14 protein-coding genes and 1 pseudogene are annotated in these 15,302 nt (G+C 58.3%); 11 read left to right on the plus strand and 4 right to left on the minus strand.

Annotated elements, in window-relative coordinates:
* Positions 1-8: 8 nt before the first annotated feature.
* Genes NYR50_RS19080 through NYR50_RS19100 form a run of 5 tightly spaced genes read left to right on the plus strand, consistent with a single transcriptional unit; the run spans position 9 to position 4,630 of the window.
* The gene (locus NYR50_RS19080; protein WP_418137873.1) at positions 9-962 is read left to right on the plus strand and encodes a substrate-binding domain-containing protein; all 954 of its coding nucleotides are present in this window, start codon (positions 9-11) and stop codon (positions 960-962) included.
* Complete coding sequence (locus NYR50_RS19085) at positions 959-1,762, plus strand: ATP-binding cassette domain-containing protein (protein ID WP_418137874.1); 804 nt, start codon at positions 959-961, stop codon at positions 1,760-1,762. The genes NYR50_RS19080 and NYR50_RS19085 overlap by 4 nt, the downstream gene beginning before the upstream one ends.
* The gene (locus NYR50_RS19090; RefSeq protein WP_418137875.1) at positions 1,759-2,763 is read left to right on the plus strand and encodes an ABC transporter permease; all 1,005 of its coding nucleotides are present in this window, start codon (positions 1,759-1,761) and stop codon (positions 2,761-2,763) included. Before NYR50_RS19085 ends, NYR50_RS19090 begins: the two co-directional genes overlap by 4 nt.
* Positions 2,764-2,767: 4 nt before the next feature.
* The gene (locus tag NYR50_RS19095; protein WP_418137876.1) at positions 2,768-3,835 is read left to right on the plus strand and encodes a phosphotriesterase family protein; all 1,068 of its coding nucleotides are present in this window, start codon (positions 2,768-2,770) and stop codon (positions 3,833-3,835) included.
* A 24-nt stretch (positions 3,836-3,859) separates the two neighbouring features.
* On the plus strand, positions 3,860-4,630 hold the full coding sequence (locus NYR50_RS19100; protein WP_418137877.1) for a glutamine amidotransferase: 771 nt from the start codon (positions 3,860-3,862) through the stop codon (positions 4,628-4,630).
* Between the two features lie 9 nt (positions 4,631-4,639).
* On the opposite strand, the gene NYR50_RS19105 is transcribed toward NYR50_RS19100, so the two are convergent.
* Positions 4,640-5,536, minus strand: coding sequence for a ribokinase (locus NYR50_RS19105; protein ID WP_418137878.1), 897 nt, complete (start codon positions 5,534-5,536; stop codon positions 4,640-4,642).
* Positions 5,537-5,560: 24 nt separating this feature from the next.
* On the opposite strand from NYR50_RS19105, the gene NYR50_RS19110 reads away from it, so the two are divergent.
* Positions 5,561-6,403 (plus strand): BtpA/SgcQ family protein, encoded by an 843-nt coding sequence (locus NYR50_RS19110; protein ID WP_418137879.1) that lies wholly within the window; start codon positions 5,561-5,563, stop codon positions 6,401-6,403.
* Between the two features lie 14 nt (positions 6,404-6,417).
* The gene (locus NYR50_RS19115; RefSeq protein WP_418137880.1) at positions 6,418-7,659 is read left to right on the plus strand and encodes a Zn-dependent hydrolase; all 1,242 of its coding nucleotides are present in this window, start codon (positions 6,418-6,420) and stop codon (positions 7,657-7,659) included.
* A 44-nt stretch (positions 7,660-7,703) separates the two neighbouring features.
* Here the strand turns inward: NYR50_RS19115 and NYR50_RS19120 are convergent.
* Positions 7,704-7,855: pseudogene (locus NYR50_RS19120) on the minus strand (ATP-binding cassette domain-containing protein); the annotation flags it as partial.
* 447 nt (positions 7,856-8,302) lie between these two features.
* On the opposite strand from NYR50_RS19120, the gene NYR50_RS19125 reads away from it, so the two are divergent.
* Positions 8,303-8,596 (plus strand): hypothetical protein, encoded by a 294-nt coding sequence (locus tag NYR50_RS19125; protein WP_418137881.1) that lies wholly within the window; start codon positions 8,303-8,305, stop codon positions 8,594-8,596.
* Positions 8,597-8,638: 42 nt separating this feature from the next.
* On the plus strand, positions 8,639-8,872 hold the full coding sequence (locus NYR50_RS19130; RefSeq protein WP_418138277.1) for a BrnA antitoxin family protein: 234 nt from the start codon (positions 8,639-8,641) through the stop codon (positions 8,870-8,872).
* A gap of 183 nt (positions 8,873-9,055) precedes the next feature.
* On the opposite strand, the gene NYR50_RS19135 is transcribed toward NYR50_RS19130, so the two are convergent.
* Both NYR50_RS19135 and NYR50_RS19140 read right to left on the minus strand, forming a co-directional pair.
* Complete coding sequence (locus NYR50_RS19135) at positions 9,056-10,966, minus strand: AI-2E family transporter (protein WP_418138278.1); 1,911 nt, start codon at positions 10,964-10,966, stop codon at positions 9,056-9,058.
* A gap of 388 nt (positions 10,967-11,354) precedes the next feature.
* Entirely contained in the window at positions 11,355-12,698 is a 1,344-nt protein-coding gene (locus NYR50_RS19140; RefSeq protein WP_418137882.1) for a CHASE3 domain-containing protein, read from the minus strand.
* Positions 12,699-12,853: 155 nt separating this feature from the next.
* Between NYR50_RS19140 and NYR50_RS19145 the strand changes: the two genes are divergently transcribed.
* Both NYR50_RS19145 and NYR50_RS19150 read left to right on the plus strand, forming a co-directional pair.
* Positions 12,854-13,879 (plus strand): helix-turn-helix domain-containing protein, encoded by a 1,026-nt coding sequence (locus NYR50_RS19145; protein WP_418137883.1) that lies wholly within the window; start codon positions 12,854-12,856, stop codon positions 13,877-13,879.
* Positions 13,880-14,173: 294 nt separating this feature from the next.
* Positions 14,174-15,211 (plus strand): zinc-dependent alcohol dehydrogenase family protein, encoded by a 1,038-nt coding sequence (locus NYR50_RS19150; protein WP_418137884.1) that lies wholly within the window; start codon positions 14,174-14,176, stop codon positions 15,209-15,211.
* Positions 15,212-15,302: the final 91 nt, after the last annotated feature.

The raw sequence follows: 15,302 nt of genomic DNA on the forward strand, positions 1-15,302 counted from the left end.
GAACGATAATGCAAAATTTCAAACGTCGATATTTTTCCGCAGCGCTGGCTGCAACCGTTCTTGCCGGCGCGACCTTGTCTGCCGGTCTTGCCAATGCCGCCGAAAAGACGATCGCCCTGGTGCAGATCAACCAGCAGGCGCTGTTTTTTAACCAGATGAACGAAGGCGCGGAAAAAGCGGCCAAGGAAGCCGGCGTCAAGCTGGTGATCTTCAACGCCAACAATGATCCGGCCGCCCAGAACAGCGCCATCGAGACCTATATCCAGCAGAAGGTGGATGGCATCGCCGTGGTCGCCATCGACGTCAACGGTATCATGCCGGCTGTAAAGCAGGCGGCCGCCGCCAATATTCCCGTCGTTGCCATTGACGCCATCCTGCCGGAAGGCCCGCAGAAGGCGCAGATCGGCGTGGATAACGGTAAAGCGGGCGCGGATATGGGGAAATTTTTCCTCGATTACGTGAAGTCCGACATGGCCGGTAAGGCCAAGATCGGTGTCGTCGGCGCACTGAATTCCTTCATCCAGAACATTCGTCAGAAGGGCTTTGAAGACACCATCAAGGATAAGTCCGGCATTACGACGGCCGGCGTCGTCGATGGCCAGAATGTTCAGGACACCGCACTTTCTGCCGCAGAAAACCTCATCACCGGCAATCCTGACATGACCGCCATTTACGCCACGGGTGAACCGGCGCTTCTGGGCGCTGTCGCTGCCGTTGAAAGCCAGAGCAAGCAGAAAGACATCAAGGTGTTTGGCTGGGATCTGACCAAACAGGCGATCACCGGCATCGATGCGGGTTATGTCGCAGGCGTCATCCAGCAGGATCCTGCCCAGATGGGTGCAGCCGCAGTCAAGGCGCTCAAGACGGTCGCCGATGGCGGCACGGTCGAAAAGACCATCGCTGTGCCGGTCACCATCGTCACCAAGGCCAATGTCGAACCCTACCGCGCGGTTTTCAAATGATTGCCGCCGGACAGCCCACAGGCGCTGTCGACGGCGCCGGGGGAGATGTTCTCTCCCGGCAGCCCGATCGTGAAGCGCGTATCTCCCTGCGCAATATCCGCAAGACATTCGGCTCGCATCAGGCGCTGCGCGGCGTCGATCTCGATATCTTTCCCGGCGAATGCCTCGGCCTCGTCGGGGACAATGCGGCCGGTAAATCAACCCTCACCAAGGTGATCTCCGGAACCTACATCCCGGACGATGGCACGATCATCATGGAAGGCGAAGCCATTCGCTTTTCAGGCCCTGCCGATGCCCGCAACCGCAACATCGAAATGGTTTTCCAGGATCTCAGCCTCTGTGACCATATCGATGTCGTCGGCAATCTCTTTCTTGGGCGCGAAATCACCAAGGGTCCATTCCTCGACCGACCCACCATGCTTTCGGAAGCCCGCAAGATGCTGGATGCGCTGGAAATCCGCATTCCGCGCCTCACCTCCAAGGTAGAGAAACTGTCCGGCGGCCAGCGGCAGGCAATCGCCATTGCGCGGGCGGCCTCCTTCAATCCGAAGGTCCTGATCATGGATGAGCCGACATCGGCGCTTGCCGTTGCGGAAGTGGAAGCCGTGCTTTCACTCATCAATCGCGTTAAGGCAAAGGGCGTGTCGGTCATCCTCATCACCCACCGCCTTCAGGATCTCTTCCGTGTCTGCGACCGCATTGCCGTCATGTATGAGGGCACCAAGGTGGCGGAGCGCCAGATCAACGACACCAGCCTTGAGGATCTCGTGCGGCTGATCGTGGGAGGGCAACGTCATTGACCGTCTATACTGAACGCGCCAAAGGCTCGCCGCTCTCGGATTTCTTCGCCGAAAATGCACAGGTGCTTTCCATCGCAGCCTTTTTTGCCCTCTGCATGGTGTTCTTCTCCGTGACCACGGATACGTTTTTGACGGCTGGCAATCTTCTGAACGTCGTCCGTCAGGCCGCACCGATCCTGATCGTCTCCGTCGCCATGACATTCGTCATCATCACGTGCGGTATCGATCTGTCCGTCGGTTCGATGGTCGCCCTGATCAACGCCGTTGGCGCCATCCTGCTCGCAGCCGGTTATCCCTGGCCGCTGGTTATCGTCGCCATGCTGGTGCTCGGCGGCGGGCTTGGCCTGGTGCAGGGATGGTTCATTGCCTATCAGGGTATTCCCGCCTTCATCGTCACGCTTGCCGGTCTCTCCATCCTGCGCGGCGTCGCCCTCTACATCACGCAGGGATATTCCGTGCCGATACCGGAAGCGCCGGGGTTCTTTTACCTCGGCAGGGGTGATTTCCTCGGCATGCCCGTCCCTGCCCTGATCGGCGTCGTCGTTACCGTGATCGCCTATATCGTTCTTTCGAGCACCCGATACGGTCGTCGTGTCGTGGCGGTCGGCTCCAATCCGGAAGCGGCGCGCCGCGTGGGAATGCCCGCCAAATGGATCCTCGCCTCGGTCTATCTGGCCGCAGGCGTGGCGTCAGCCATTGCCGGCCTCATGATTGCGGCGCGGCTGGGGTCTGGATCATCGAATGCGGCGGTTGGTTTCGAGCTTCAGGTGGTTGCAGCCGTTGTTCTCGGCGGCACATCGCTGATGGGCGGTCGCGGCACTATCCTCGGCACGGTGCTGGGCACCATGACCATCGCCGTCATCGGCAACGGTCTTATCCTCCTGCACATCTCTCCGTTTTTCACCCAGATCGTCACCGGCGCCATCATCCTTGCCGCAATCTGGCTCAACACCCGCATCTTCACCGCCAACTTCCGCCTCGGCGCGAAAAGAAAGGGGTGATGCGATGACAACGGAACTGTCTGAGGGACATATCCGGTCGGGAAAGATCATGACCGTGCGTGGCGCAATCGCTGCGGATCAGCTTGGCGTCACCCTGATGCACGAGCATATCCTCAACGATTGCCGTTGCTGGTGGCACGCCCCCAAGACACCGGAGCGGCAATATCTTGCCGAAGGTTTCGTCTGCATGGAAATCCTCGGCGAATTGCGTCAGGATCCCTTCGTCAACAAGCACAACATTACGCTTGACGACGAGCCTCTGGCGATTGCGGAACTGAAGGATTTTGCCGTCGCCGGAGGACAGACGGTTGTAGAACCGACCTGTCAGGGCATCGGCAGAAATCCGCTGGCAATGCGACGGATTTCAGAGGCGACCGGGCTCAACATTGTCATGGGAGCGGGTTACTACCTCGCGTCCTCTCACCCCGAAAAGGTGGTTGGGCTGACCGTCGAAGCCATAGCCGACGAGATCGTGCACGAGGCGCTGCACGGTGTTGATGGCACCGATGTCCGCATCGGCCTGATCGGCGAAATCGGTGTCTCCGCAGATTTCACGGCGGAGGAGGAAAAATCCCTGCGGGGAGCGGCGCAGGCGCATGTTCGCACTGGTCTTCCCCTGATGGTTCATCTGCCGGGATGGCTGCGGCTGGGACACCGGGTTCTCGATATCGTCGCAGAGGAAGGTGCGGATCTCAACCACACCGTTCTTTGCCACATGAACCCGTCCCACGCCGATATTGCCTACCAGAGCGAACTCGCAGGCCGCGGCGCTTTCATCGAATACGACATGATCGGCATGGATTTTTTCTACGCCGACCAGCAGGTGCAGTGCCCCAGCGATGAAGATGCGGCCCGCTCCATCGTCACGCTGGTCGAAGGCGGTTACCTCGATCGCATTCTGCTTTCGCACGACGTCTTCCTGAAAATGATGCTGACGCGATATGGCGGCAATGGCTACGCCTATATTCTCAAGCACTTCCTGCCGCGCCTGAAACGGCATGGGCTCGACGACGTCACTCTTCAAACCCTTATGCGGGATAATCCGCGCTCGGTCTTCCAGGCGAAGACCTGACGAACCTATGGAAATGGAAAGATCATGACAAAAAAAGTGCTTCTCGTCGGTGAAAGCTGGGTCAGCTCCGCCACCCACTACAAAGGCTTCGATCAATTTGGCAGCGTCACCTTTCATCTGGGTGCAGAACCGTTGGTGAAGGCTCTGGAAGGCAGCGAATATGAGCTGACTTACATGACCGCCCACGACGCGGTGGAGAAGTTTCCTTTCGAGATGGCGGGTCTCGACGTCTATGACACCATCATCCTTTCGGATATCGGGGCGAATTCCCTCCTGCTGCCGCCGGCCGTCTGGCTGCAGTCTAAGACCGTGCCGAACCGGTTGAAGCTCATCAAGGCATGGGTGGAAAAGGGCGGCGGCCTGCTAATGGTCGGCGGCTATTTTTCGTTCCAGGGCATCGACGGCAAGGCCCGCTGGCGCCGCACGCCGGTGGAAGATACCCTGCCCGTTACCTGCCTTCCGTGGGACGACCGCGTGGAAATTCCGGAAGGCTCGACAGCCGATATTCTAATACCCGACCATCCGACTGTTGCCGGTCTTTCCGGCGAGTGGCCGCTTCTGCTTGGAGTGAACGAGGTAGAAGTGCGTGACCGTGACGATGTTGAGGTGGTTGCCCGCCTGCCGGAAGATCAGGGGTCTCATCCGCTGCTCGTCACCGGACGTTTCGGCAAGGGCCGCACGGCCGCATGGACGTCCGACATCGGTCCCCACTGGCTCTCTCCCGCCTTCTGCGAATGGGACGGGTACGGACGCCTATGGAAGAACATTCTCGGCTGGCTGTCGGAAAAGCCGTGATCGGCAGGCTCAAGCCCACAGGATGGTCATCAGTTCGTCATGGCTGGGAAAGGCATCCTGCGTGCCACGGCGGCCGACCGTGATGGCTGCGGCCCTTGCGGCATCCTCAAGGGCGCGGGCGTCCACGGCAACGCCGCGACGTATGGCGGAGGCAAGCGCAACACCCGTAAAACAGTCGCCAGCGCCCGTGGTGTCGACGATCGTCGCGGGCGCGGCCGGCACCTCGATAGCGCCTTCGGCGGACACAAGCACGCAGCCCTGTCCGCCGAGCGTGACGATGACGAGGCCTACACCGGCGCGCAGCAGGAGAGCGCCGGCCTCGGCCCCGTTCTCGCCGGTCAGCGCCTCAGCCTCGATGCGATTGAGGACGGCGATATCGATGAGCGGCAGAACGCTGGTGAACCAGGGTTGCAGCGGGGAAGGATTGAAGGCCGTTTTCAGCCCCTTCGATCTCGCCGCGTTGAGAATGGCGAGGGTTGTTTCTTCGGAGAGATTGCCCTGCAAAATGACAAGGTCGCCGGAGACGGCGTCGCCAAGCGAGTCCAGGGCAGCCTTTTCATCAAGCGCTGCCGCTGCTGACCGGGTGGTGATGATCGAATTTTCGCCGTCCGGCGTCGTCAGAATGATGGAGATATCGCTGGTGGCGCTGGGAACTGGAATGAGCTTTGGTGTCAGGCGCTCTCGGGTGAGCGCTTTTCCGATCGCAATGGCGCGGTCATCCATGCCGACGGCGGCAACCAACGTGGTTTCGACACCGCAACGTGAAAGAACAATGGCCTGGTTGCAGCCTTTGCCACCGAGACTACGCGAGGCCTGCTCGCCGAAGATTGAAGCGCCTGCCTCAGGCAGTGCGGCAATGGAATAGGTTTCATCAAGTGCGATATTGCCGATAACAAAGGCGCGCATGGAGAACTTTCGAAAGGGACTGAAATGCAGACCATATCCGACAATCCGGCCAATGCTATCAAGGAAATTTTCGGTCGACGCAAGGCGCTGATCGGCATGATCCATTGCCCGGCCTTTCCTGGAGCGCCGCGTTATCGGCAGGCGAGTATGGACACCATCTACGATGCGTGCATGCGCGATGCGGAACGGCTTGTCGAAGGCGGCATGCACGGTCTGATGATCGAAAACCATGGCGACGTGCCCTTCTCCAAGCCCGACGATATCGGGCCGGAAACCTCGGCCTTCATGAGCGTGGTGACAGACCGTATCGTTCGCGCCGCCGGCGTTCCCGTTGGCGTCAACGTGCTGGCCAATGCTCCCATTCCTGCCTTCGCCATCGCCATGGCGGGCGGAGCAAAGTTCATCCGCGTCAATCAATGGGCCAATGCCTATGTGGCCAATGAGGGCTTCATGGAGGGACGAGCAGCCGAGGCGATGCGCTACCGCTCGCTGCTGCGGGCAGAGCATATCAAGGTTTTTGCCGACAGCCACGTCAAGCACGGGGCCCATGCCATCACGGCGGATCGCAGCATCGATGAGCTGACGCGGGACCTCGCCTTCTTCGATGCAGACGGCGTCATCGCAACGGGCCAGCGCACCGGTAACAGTGCATCCCTGGAGGAAATCGAGGAAATCGGTGCAGCAACCCATTTGCCGCTGCTGGTCGGCTCGGGTGTCAATGAAGGCAATATCGTCGATATCCTCAAACGGACCAGTGGCGTTATCGTCGCTTCCTCGCTCAAGGAGGGCGGCGTCTGGTGGAACCCGGTCGAACTGGCGCGGGTGCGCTCTTTTGTTGCCGCAGCCGGCCCCGGCCTCGAAGCCTGAAGGGGGAGACAGGCATGGCAGAATTTTCGATAAACGGTGAAAGACTGTTGGCAAATCTCGACCGGTTTGCAGCGATCGGAGCAACCGAAAAGGGTGGCGTCAACCGGCAGGCGCTCACTGAACTGGATCGCGAGGCAAGACGGCTGCTGGCGAAACTCGCGATCGACAGGGGATTTTCGGTGTTTCAGGATCCCGCCGCAAATCTCTTCATTCGCCGGCGCGGCCGCGACGAAACGCTGCCGCCGCTTCTCATCGGCAGCCATCTCGACAGCCAGCCCGTCGGCGGGCGGTTTGACGGCGCGCTCGGGACGCTTTGCGCATTCGAGGTGCTGGAAACGCTCGATGATTTTGGGATGGAGACGGAACGCCCGGTTGAGGTCGTCGCCTTCACCAACGAGGAGGGCTGCCGTTTCGCCCCGGGCTGCATGGGATCGATGGCTTTCGCCTCTGGAACGATACCGCAGGCTTGGCTGAAGCTCACGGCAAACGATAACGGTGCCGATTTTGCGGGCGAGCTTTCCGCCACCCTGAAAAGTCTGCCGGAAGCCACCATGCGCGATCTCGGTTTTCCGGTCTTTGCCTATATCGAGGTTCACATCGAGCAGGGCCCGTCCCTCGAGAAACAGGGTGTGCCGATTGGAATAGTGACGGGCATACAGGGCACACGCTGGCTGGAAGTATCGATCACCGGCCAGACCGCGCATGCGGGCACGACGGCACTGATGTACCGACGCGATCCGTTTCACGCGGCGGTCAATGCGCTTGGATCACTATTCTCCGCCATGATGCCTAGGGATCCAGCCGCTCGTTTCACGGTAGGGCGGATCGCACTGCACCCCGGTGCGGTCAATGCCATTCCGCAGACCGCGGTTTTCACCGTCGACATCCGGCACCCTTCATCCGAAACGCTTGACGGAATGGAGAATAAAATTCGCGCGGTCACACAGGCGGCCGCGAGGGACCAAAACTGTGAAGCGACGATCACACAGATCTTCGAGATGCCGCCGGCGAATTTCCCGGAGGATATTCTCGCGACCTTGGATAACGCCGCAGAGGATCGGGGTTTTGTGACACGGCGAATGCTTTCCGGCGCCTTTCACGACGCGCTCTTCATGCATCGTATCGCACCATCGGCCATGATTTTTGTCCCCTGTCGTCATGGTCTTAGTCACAATGAGGCCGAGTACGTCGAACCAGAACATAGCGTAGCGGGATGCAACATGCTTTTAGCCTCAGTGCTTCAAATCCTCTCATAAGTCACGGCAACGTCATCCCCGCTTTACCGACATTTAGCTCAGAACAGGCTGATCTGCGTGACATCCCGGATGTCCTCACCGTCGATGCGAATGGCGCCATCGTGAATGTCGTAGAACCGCAGGAGTAGATTGACCAGCATGGTTTTTTCCGCACCCGACAGACCACAAGTCCGACCTTCTTCCCGGCACGTGTCGTCGGGATTATTCAGCGCGCGGCGATCGAGTTTGAGGATCTGGATGGGATCTGTCGGCCTGTCGGCTTTGATATTGTTCCTGTTGCCGACGAGGGGATGACCGCGGCAGGCCGCGACTATTCAAAACCAGGAGAATCCGCTCAGCACCTCCAAAATACGGCAGAGGGCATGCTCTGCATCGAGCGCTGCCGGGTCCGCACCTTCTGAGGTAAAAGCAAGAGAAACCGAACTCGTCGACCTGGCGATTAACCGCTTCAGGCCTGATCTCAGGCGCAAACTCCAACGGCAAGCCTCCAGTTACCGTGATATTGTCGACGCGGTGAAAACGCTTGAAGCGAATAAGTCGGCTGGATCAAAAGCGATGGTTTCGACGCCCGCGTGCTTATCATCAGCCCTCGACGCCTGTGTATCGAAAACAGTGATAAACAGCGCCACCTTTTAATATCCTCATGATGAAAAATCGACTAGTGAATTCTAGCGAGCGCCCGATCGAACTGGCGGGGCACGTTATCGAAACCCAGCGGGACGCGGGCTACGACGATTGCCAAGCCGATGCACTGATCTATCTCCCATTTCGCGACGGTGTGACGGTAAAACTCGGGGGTGATTTGGTTGATCGATTACAGGCGACGTTTGCCGATCAAAGAAGCGCGCGGATCAGCGGCAACTACAATCTTCGGCTGCAGACTACCCGCGGGCTGCAACAGCCGCTATGTTGGACATCCCCCGGAAACAACAACTGACCGGTGGCGCTGTTCAAGCGCACGACAACAGAGGATATGATCATGGCTACAACACCCCGGCGACCGTCCAACCCGAAAGATGCGGCAGAGGCGTTGTTCAATCCGGCAAAAAAGGTCGCAGCGCCCGTCGTTGAACGGCCTGCAATCCCCAACACCAGGGAGCTTGTATCATTGAAGATCGACAGCGACGTCCTCGCGCATTTTCAGGCGGACGGTCCGGGCTGGCAAGAGCGCATCAACGATACCTTGCGAGCCGCAATGAATGCGTCCAATTGACCGCTCTTGAATCGACCCTAAGCTGCGGCGCCCGAGACTGCTAGAATAGAACGCTTTGCATGAAGCCGTTAGTGTGGCGTCAGTCATCTTTTTTACGCTAACGTACCATCTTGTAAGAGTTTTAATCGTCGAGCGAGAGAGGCCGCGGTATCTTCTTTGATATAGCCGATTGTGAATCCTTGCTTACGCGACGAGCGGGTTGATTTTTCTTTCGCGAGCCCGCCCGATGCGTTTTGTGACCCTTATTGCAACGGCATCTGCGTCCGAGAGAGCGCCCTGGACAGCGTCGGCAATGCCCGTAGCAACGAAGTCGGCATCAATGTCCTCCGCCGCTAAGGAGCTTTCTCTTTCACCATCGATACCTGGCATTACGATCCCAACCCTTAGGGACGGCTTCTGCCGCTTGAGGCGACGCACTGCCTGGCGGGCATGGGCCTTGGATCCTGCATTCAGAAACGCAATGACGACGGTGTCGATGTCTGTGAGGCGAAGCAGGTTTATGGTTGTGCCGCTGACCATGGAATGCTCTGCCTGGGAGACGATCGCCCCCTGGATAGCAAGAACTTGCGCAATCATCGAAGCGGCAGCGTCGTCCATGGCGCCCCTGCCGCCAATGCAGAGGACCGATTTATACTCAGCCTCGGGCATTCCGGGGTTTTTAGTCGTCTCTCCAAGCGCGGTCGCTTCCGTTGCGGACTGATCCTGTTCCGCCTCTTCCTCGATCGCAATTTCCGCGAGGTTGCCGATCAGTGTCTGGGTCGTGGACGCAAACAGGGCAATTTGCGCTTCCGTCATCACACCCCGCTGCCGATCCATCTCACCGAGTTTCAGAGCCGGAAATCCGACTTGCTCGTAATAGTCGAGGAGGTACTCGTCCTCGAGAAAATCTTCGGCATTATCGGTAGCTTCGTTTGGGTCTCCGGCAAGAAGTCTCTGATAGAGCTTTTCTTGTGGTTGCAGGACGGGCTCGTTGCCGAGGAGAACGTCCAGAAAGCTAAACTGTGGGACATACCGCCCAAGCACGACGAGGCAGACGGTAAGGGGTGTGGACAGCATCAACCCGACTGGTCCCCAGAGCCATGACCAAAAGATCGCTGAGACGATGATCGCAAGCGGGGAAAGGCCGGTATGGCTTCCATAAAGCCAAGGCTCGACGACATTGTTGCTCACCAGTTCCGTGATGATGAAGAGCGCTGCCACCCATGCGACCAGCGACCATCCGGGCGCGATTGCTAGCGCCAGGAACAGCGGCAGGATCATGCCGATCACCGGACCGATATAGGGAACAAAACGCAGAACAAGCGTTAGCAGTCCCCAGAGAATGGCATTCGGAATGCCGAGCAACCATAGTCCAACTGCGATCGGAAGGGCATAAAGCGCGTTGACCACAAGCTGCATCAGGAGATATTTGCCGACGCGCTTTCCGGCATCCTGAAGCGCTGCCGTCGTCCGGTGCAGATCACCCAGCCCGACGAGACGGATGAACCTGTCGCGCAACTCCTCGCGCTCCAGCAGCATGAAGATGACCAGAACGATGACGAGACCAGCCGTTGCAAATGGGCTGATCAGGGGGAGGATAAAATTGCCGAGCGTTTGAACCGGGTTGGAGCGCGTGACGATTTCAACCGGCATCGGGTCACGCCTGGGGGATTGTGAGGTCGCGTCTTCCTTGCTCTCCTCGGCATTATACTGCATTTCCGAGCCGATGCGCTCGACGACCTTGCTGATATGTTCGAGCACTCCGTTGCCGGACCCGGCCTGGCTCAGCGCCTGCACCTTTGCAACAATGTTTCGTTGATAGGTCGGAACGTTGTCCGCCAAATTCGCAACCTGTCCGGCGACGATGAAGCCGAAGGCCGCAATAACCAGAAAGGCGCTCGCCACTGCCATGAGGACCGCAGCGATTTTGGGTACGCGGCGTTTGCGCAGAAAGCTAACGATCGGGGCAAGCGTGAAGGTCAGCAACAGGGCCAGCGCGAGGGGAATGAACACTTCCTGCCCGACGTACAGAATGACCGCAACGCCGATGAGGACGATGATCGTCCGACCTGAAAGGGTCGGCGCCGTGACCGCGACCGATCTAGTCGGAATCACTGCTCCTGCGATTGCGTTTTTCTCGATACCGCTCACGGATTTCTCCAAATTGGGTGCCCTGCCGTGAATTCGGCGTGCAGGTAAATGCGTCAGGGACGAAACTGATCGGGCCACTGCTAAAAAAATATTGAGGTCGCATAAAACCACGGCTCGTCTCTGAAGAGACGGTTGCTGGATCTGCGCCGACTTCAGTGTTTTAAGGTCATGACGCGATCCAGCCACACGACGATCGGCACTGTGGTCGGTCCGCAGTTTACTGGAGACATTGATCGATCATCGTACAGCATCTTATGCGCGTTCTATTTCCTTGAAGGAATAATTTCTAATGAAGTGATTGCGTATATATCAATCCAAACTGAAGTCACACGGCCGGAAGCGCTGATCAAACTCAACCAGCGACGCAAACCCTGAAGGTGCTGATTGGTCGAGAAATGTTCTTTACCTGCTGAAAGCCAGTGTCCTCGAACTTCAGCTTTCTTTGCTTGCGGATGTGATCCCTGACGGAGCGCGAGACACATATCCCCCCGGGCTCAGCAATCCCCTCAAGCCGCGCAGCGATGTTGACCGTATCACCGAATATGTCACCGTCATCTATAATAACGTCGCCGACATTCATTCCTATCCTGAACAGAAGCTGATCTTCATCCGGCCTGTCAGCGTTGTGCGTCACCATGAATTTCTGGATTTGAAGTGCGCAGTCGATTGCCGAGAGCGCGCTTGGAAATGCCGCCACGATGCTGTCGCCCGCTGTGGTTATTATCGAGCCATTGTTTTCTTCAATTATCGTATCGATGACGTCTCTCGCGGCCTTCAAACGCTCGAGGGTATCGGCCTCGTTGTTCTCCATGAGCCTGCTGTAACCAACGAGGTCAGCTGCCATCACCGCCATGAGGCGCCTGTCTGCACGCGAAAGAAGTTCATCTCTCGTTTTTTCAGCCGCTTTTGCCCGGGTGACCGTGGCGCGCACGACCAATATCGCCATACCTCCGGCCGTGATGGCAAACAGCAACAGCATCAGGTGCATCCGCGTCTTTGCTGTGCTGGCCGCTTCGGAACGCTTCGCGAGTTGCCCCAAACCATCCTTTTTCATCTGAGCCAGAACAGACCTAATCCCGTCCATGAGGATTTTGCCTTGTCCCGTTTTCACCAGCGCGATTGAGCCGTCCTCATCCCCATTGCGGCGATACTCCACGCTTTGTTGAAGCTCTGATTTTTTCTGGGCGACCAGACTGCGCAGTGTCGCGATACTTCCTGTTTCGGCAGATGCATTGTCGGCTCCCACAGCGAGCTTATCAAGCATACCGTCAAGAGACTCCATCGCTGTGGTATACGGCTTGAGGTAAAGCTCGTCGCCCGTGAGGAGAAATCCTCTCTGTCCAATTTCTGCGTCCTGGATATGAGACATGAGGTCGGAGATTGCACTGAGATATGCAACGTTTCTCTGGACAGCCAGATCTGCCTTTTTGTCTTCAGACGATATCCAGAACGACAGGTACATGGTCATGCAAACACCGATCGCAACGGCTGAAAGCGCAATGGGCATTGCCTTCTTTGCGAGCTGTCGGGAAATTGTCGAGTCGATGGAGGAAGGTCGTCGCATGCGTGTGATCCCACCCCAAAAAAAGCGTCGAAAGACAATCTGCAGCTCAACCCACAGCCTGCCGAGAGAAACGAGGGCCGACGAACATTGTTCACCAGCGCGCACGTTTAAATTCGCATGGATTTGTTTCATCCCGCCTCACGCAACCGGTCGCGAGCGTTGCTCTCGAGAGCGACGATCTGCATCACAGACTCGATTTCGCGCGCATCCGACCTTGATGGGGAGCATACTTGCAATCTCCACACTTCAGAGCAAGATGGCGGCCGTCTCTGGAGGAGGATGCTCACATGCTGGAAAATGCGCTGGTTTATGATGTGCATGGTCAGCCGCTCCTGAACGGAAAACTGAATGCGTCCCGGGAGTGGGCTGAAGTCAATGCATTCTGTAACAGGGTCTACATGCCGCTCGCGGCGCGGCCGCTCATAAAAGGTGCGGACCCGAACGCAACGTTGCGGACGCTTTCAATCGGCCGGATCATCCTTAGCCGCTTCTGCTTCGGCGTGCCGACGAAAGCAGATGAATTTGATCCGTCCTCGGGCAACATCATCGTCGTCAACACGATGCGGGGTAGCGTCCGCCATCCGCTTGCCGACGGCGCCAGCATAGATACGCAGCCCGGCGACAGCTATGTCGTCGATTGCAGCCGCACGGATTACTGGAACGTTGCCGATGGCGACGACTTGCAGTTGAACCTGACCATTCCTCACAGCCTGATGGAGGAAACGGCGCAGCGTTGGTATGGCTTCGTCCCAGACGACGACCTCTGGAAGAAACGCCTTCTCTTCGGCCATGGCCAATCTGCCTGGCTGTCCCTGGTCGAATATGCGACGCGCTCCGTTGATTCCCGCAATGACCGTATCGCCAATCCCCTTATCGAAAAGCGCATCGAGGAAACGCTGTGCCTCGAATTGCTGCGCGGGTGGGCAGAATGCTCCGGCCTCACGCTGGAGACGGGTGCGCGCAGTGCCGCGCCAAAATATGTGCGCGAGGCAGAACGGCTGATGGAAGAAAGGGCGCATGAGGGGCACTCGGTGCTCGAAATCGCCGCCGCGATTGGCATTTCCGCCCGCAGTCTCTCCAATGGCTTCCGGCGGTTTCGTGGCATCACCCCGCACGATTACCTCAAGGCACGCCGTCTAGACGCCTTGCGCAAGGCGCTGGGGGACGCGCCTCCCACCGAAACGGTTTCCTCTATCGGGCTTGCACACGGCTATGTGAACCTCACCGCCATGGCCACGAGCTACCGCCAGCGCTTCGGCGAAAGCCCCTACCAGACGCTGCGCAACCGAGCGGGAAAACACCCTGCAGACTGACCCACAAGCGACACCAAGATCCTGACACCTTGCAATCGTCAACCGCTTTAACCGCCGCTTTGCGCAAACGGCGAACGCCGCTGCGTTTCGGCGATGGACCTGCCTTATACGCCAATCGCTTCCGTTTTCGATTATCCGCTTCCGGAATGGAGCAAAGCCCGGCCAGCGGCGATCCTCTTCGTTGGCTATGGTGGCTGTCGGGTGTCGTTTCACCCCCGACAGCCCGGACAGGAGGCCGGTTTGTGCGATCTTTGCAACGTCATGCTGAGGGGTATGCCCTCGAGGGAGGATTTGATGAAAGCGCTTGTCTACAACGGACCAGGCAAGAAAGATTGGGTGGATAAACCCAAACCGGTCGTCCAGGAGCCAACCGATGTCATCGTGAAAATTACGAAGACGACCATTTGCGGCAGCGACCTGCATATTCTGAAGGGTGATGTTCCAACCGTTATCGAGGGGCGCACGCTCGGCCATGAAGGCGTCGGCGTGGTCGAAGAAATCGGTAGCGCAGTGCGCAACTTCAAGAAGGGCGATCCCGTCCTGATTTCCTGCATCACATCCTGCGGTTCCTGCCCGAACTGCAAGAGGCAGCTTTATTCCCATTGCGACGACGGCGGCTGGCAACTCGGCCACACGGTTGATGGCACGCAGGCCGAATATGTCCGTATCCGCCATGGCGACAACTCGCTTTACCCAATCCCCGATGGGGCAGACGAGGAAGCGTTGGTCATGCTCTCCGACATCCTGCCGACGGGTCTTGAAATCGGCGTGCAGGCCGGCGGCGTGAAGCCGGGTGACACCTTGGCAATCGTGGGCGCTGGCCCGGTCGGCATGTCGGCGCTCCTGACGGCCCAGTTCTATTCGCCGGGTAAGATCGTGATGATCGATATGGACCCTGCGCGCTTGGCACTGGCCCGGCAGTTCGGCGCCACCGATACCGTTCAGGTCGGCTCTGAAGATGCGGCCGCCAAGGTCTTGGAGATGACAGACGGACGCGGCGTCGATGTAGCGATAGAGGCCGTCGGCGTGCCCGCGACCTTCGATATTTGCCAGAAGATTGTCTCGGCTGGCGGCAAGATCGCCAATGTTGGCGTTCATGGCAAACCGGTGGAGCTTCACATTGAAGACCTCTGGATCAAAAACATCAACATCTCGATGGGACTTGTGAACACCAACACCACGCCGATGCTGCTAAAGACAGTAAAGGCCGGCAAGTTCGACCCAAGCAAGCTGATCACTCATCGCTTCGCGCTCAACGAGATCCTTGACGCCTATGAAGTCTTCGGCAACGCAGCCCGCGAAAAGGCGATGAAGGTCATTCTTGCGGCCTGAAATTCTGGGAGAATGCACACACAGGCCACCGGTGTCTATAGCCATACCGGTGGCTCAGTCCTTGATCGGCAAAGTCTCCTGCCCCTGCACC

The organism is Agrobacterium sp. El2ro-1b, assembly GCF_048298475.1.
Classification (GTDB): Bacteria; Pseudomonadota; Alphaproteobacteria; order Rhizobiales; family Rhizobiaceae; genus Agrobacterium; species Agrobacterium fabrum.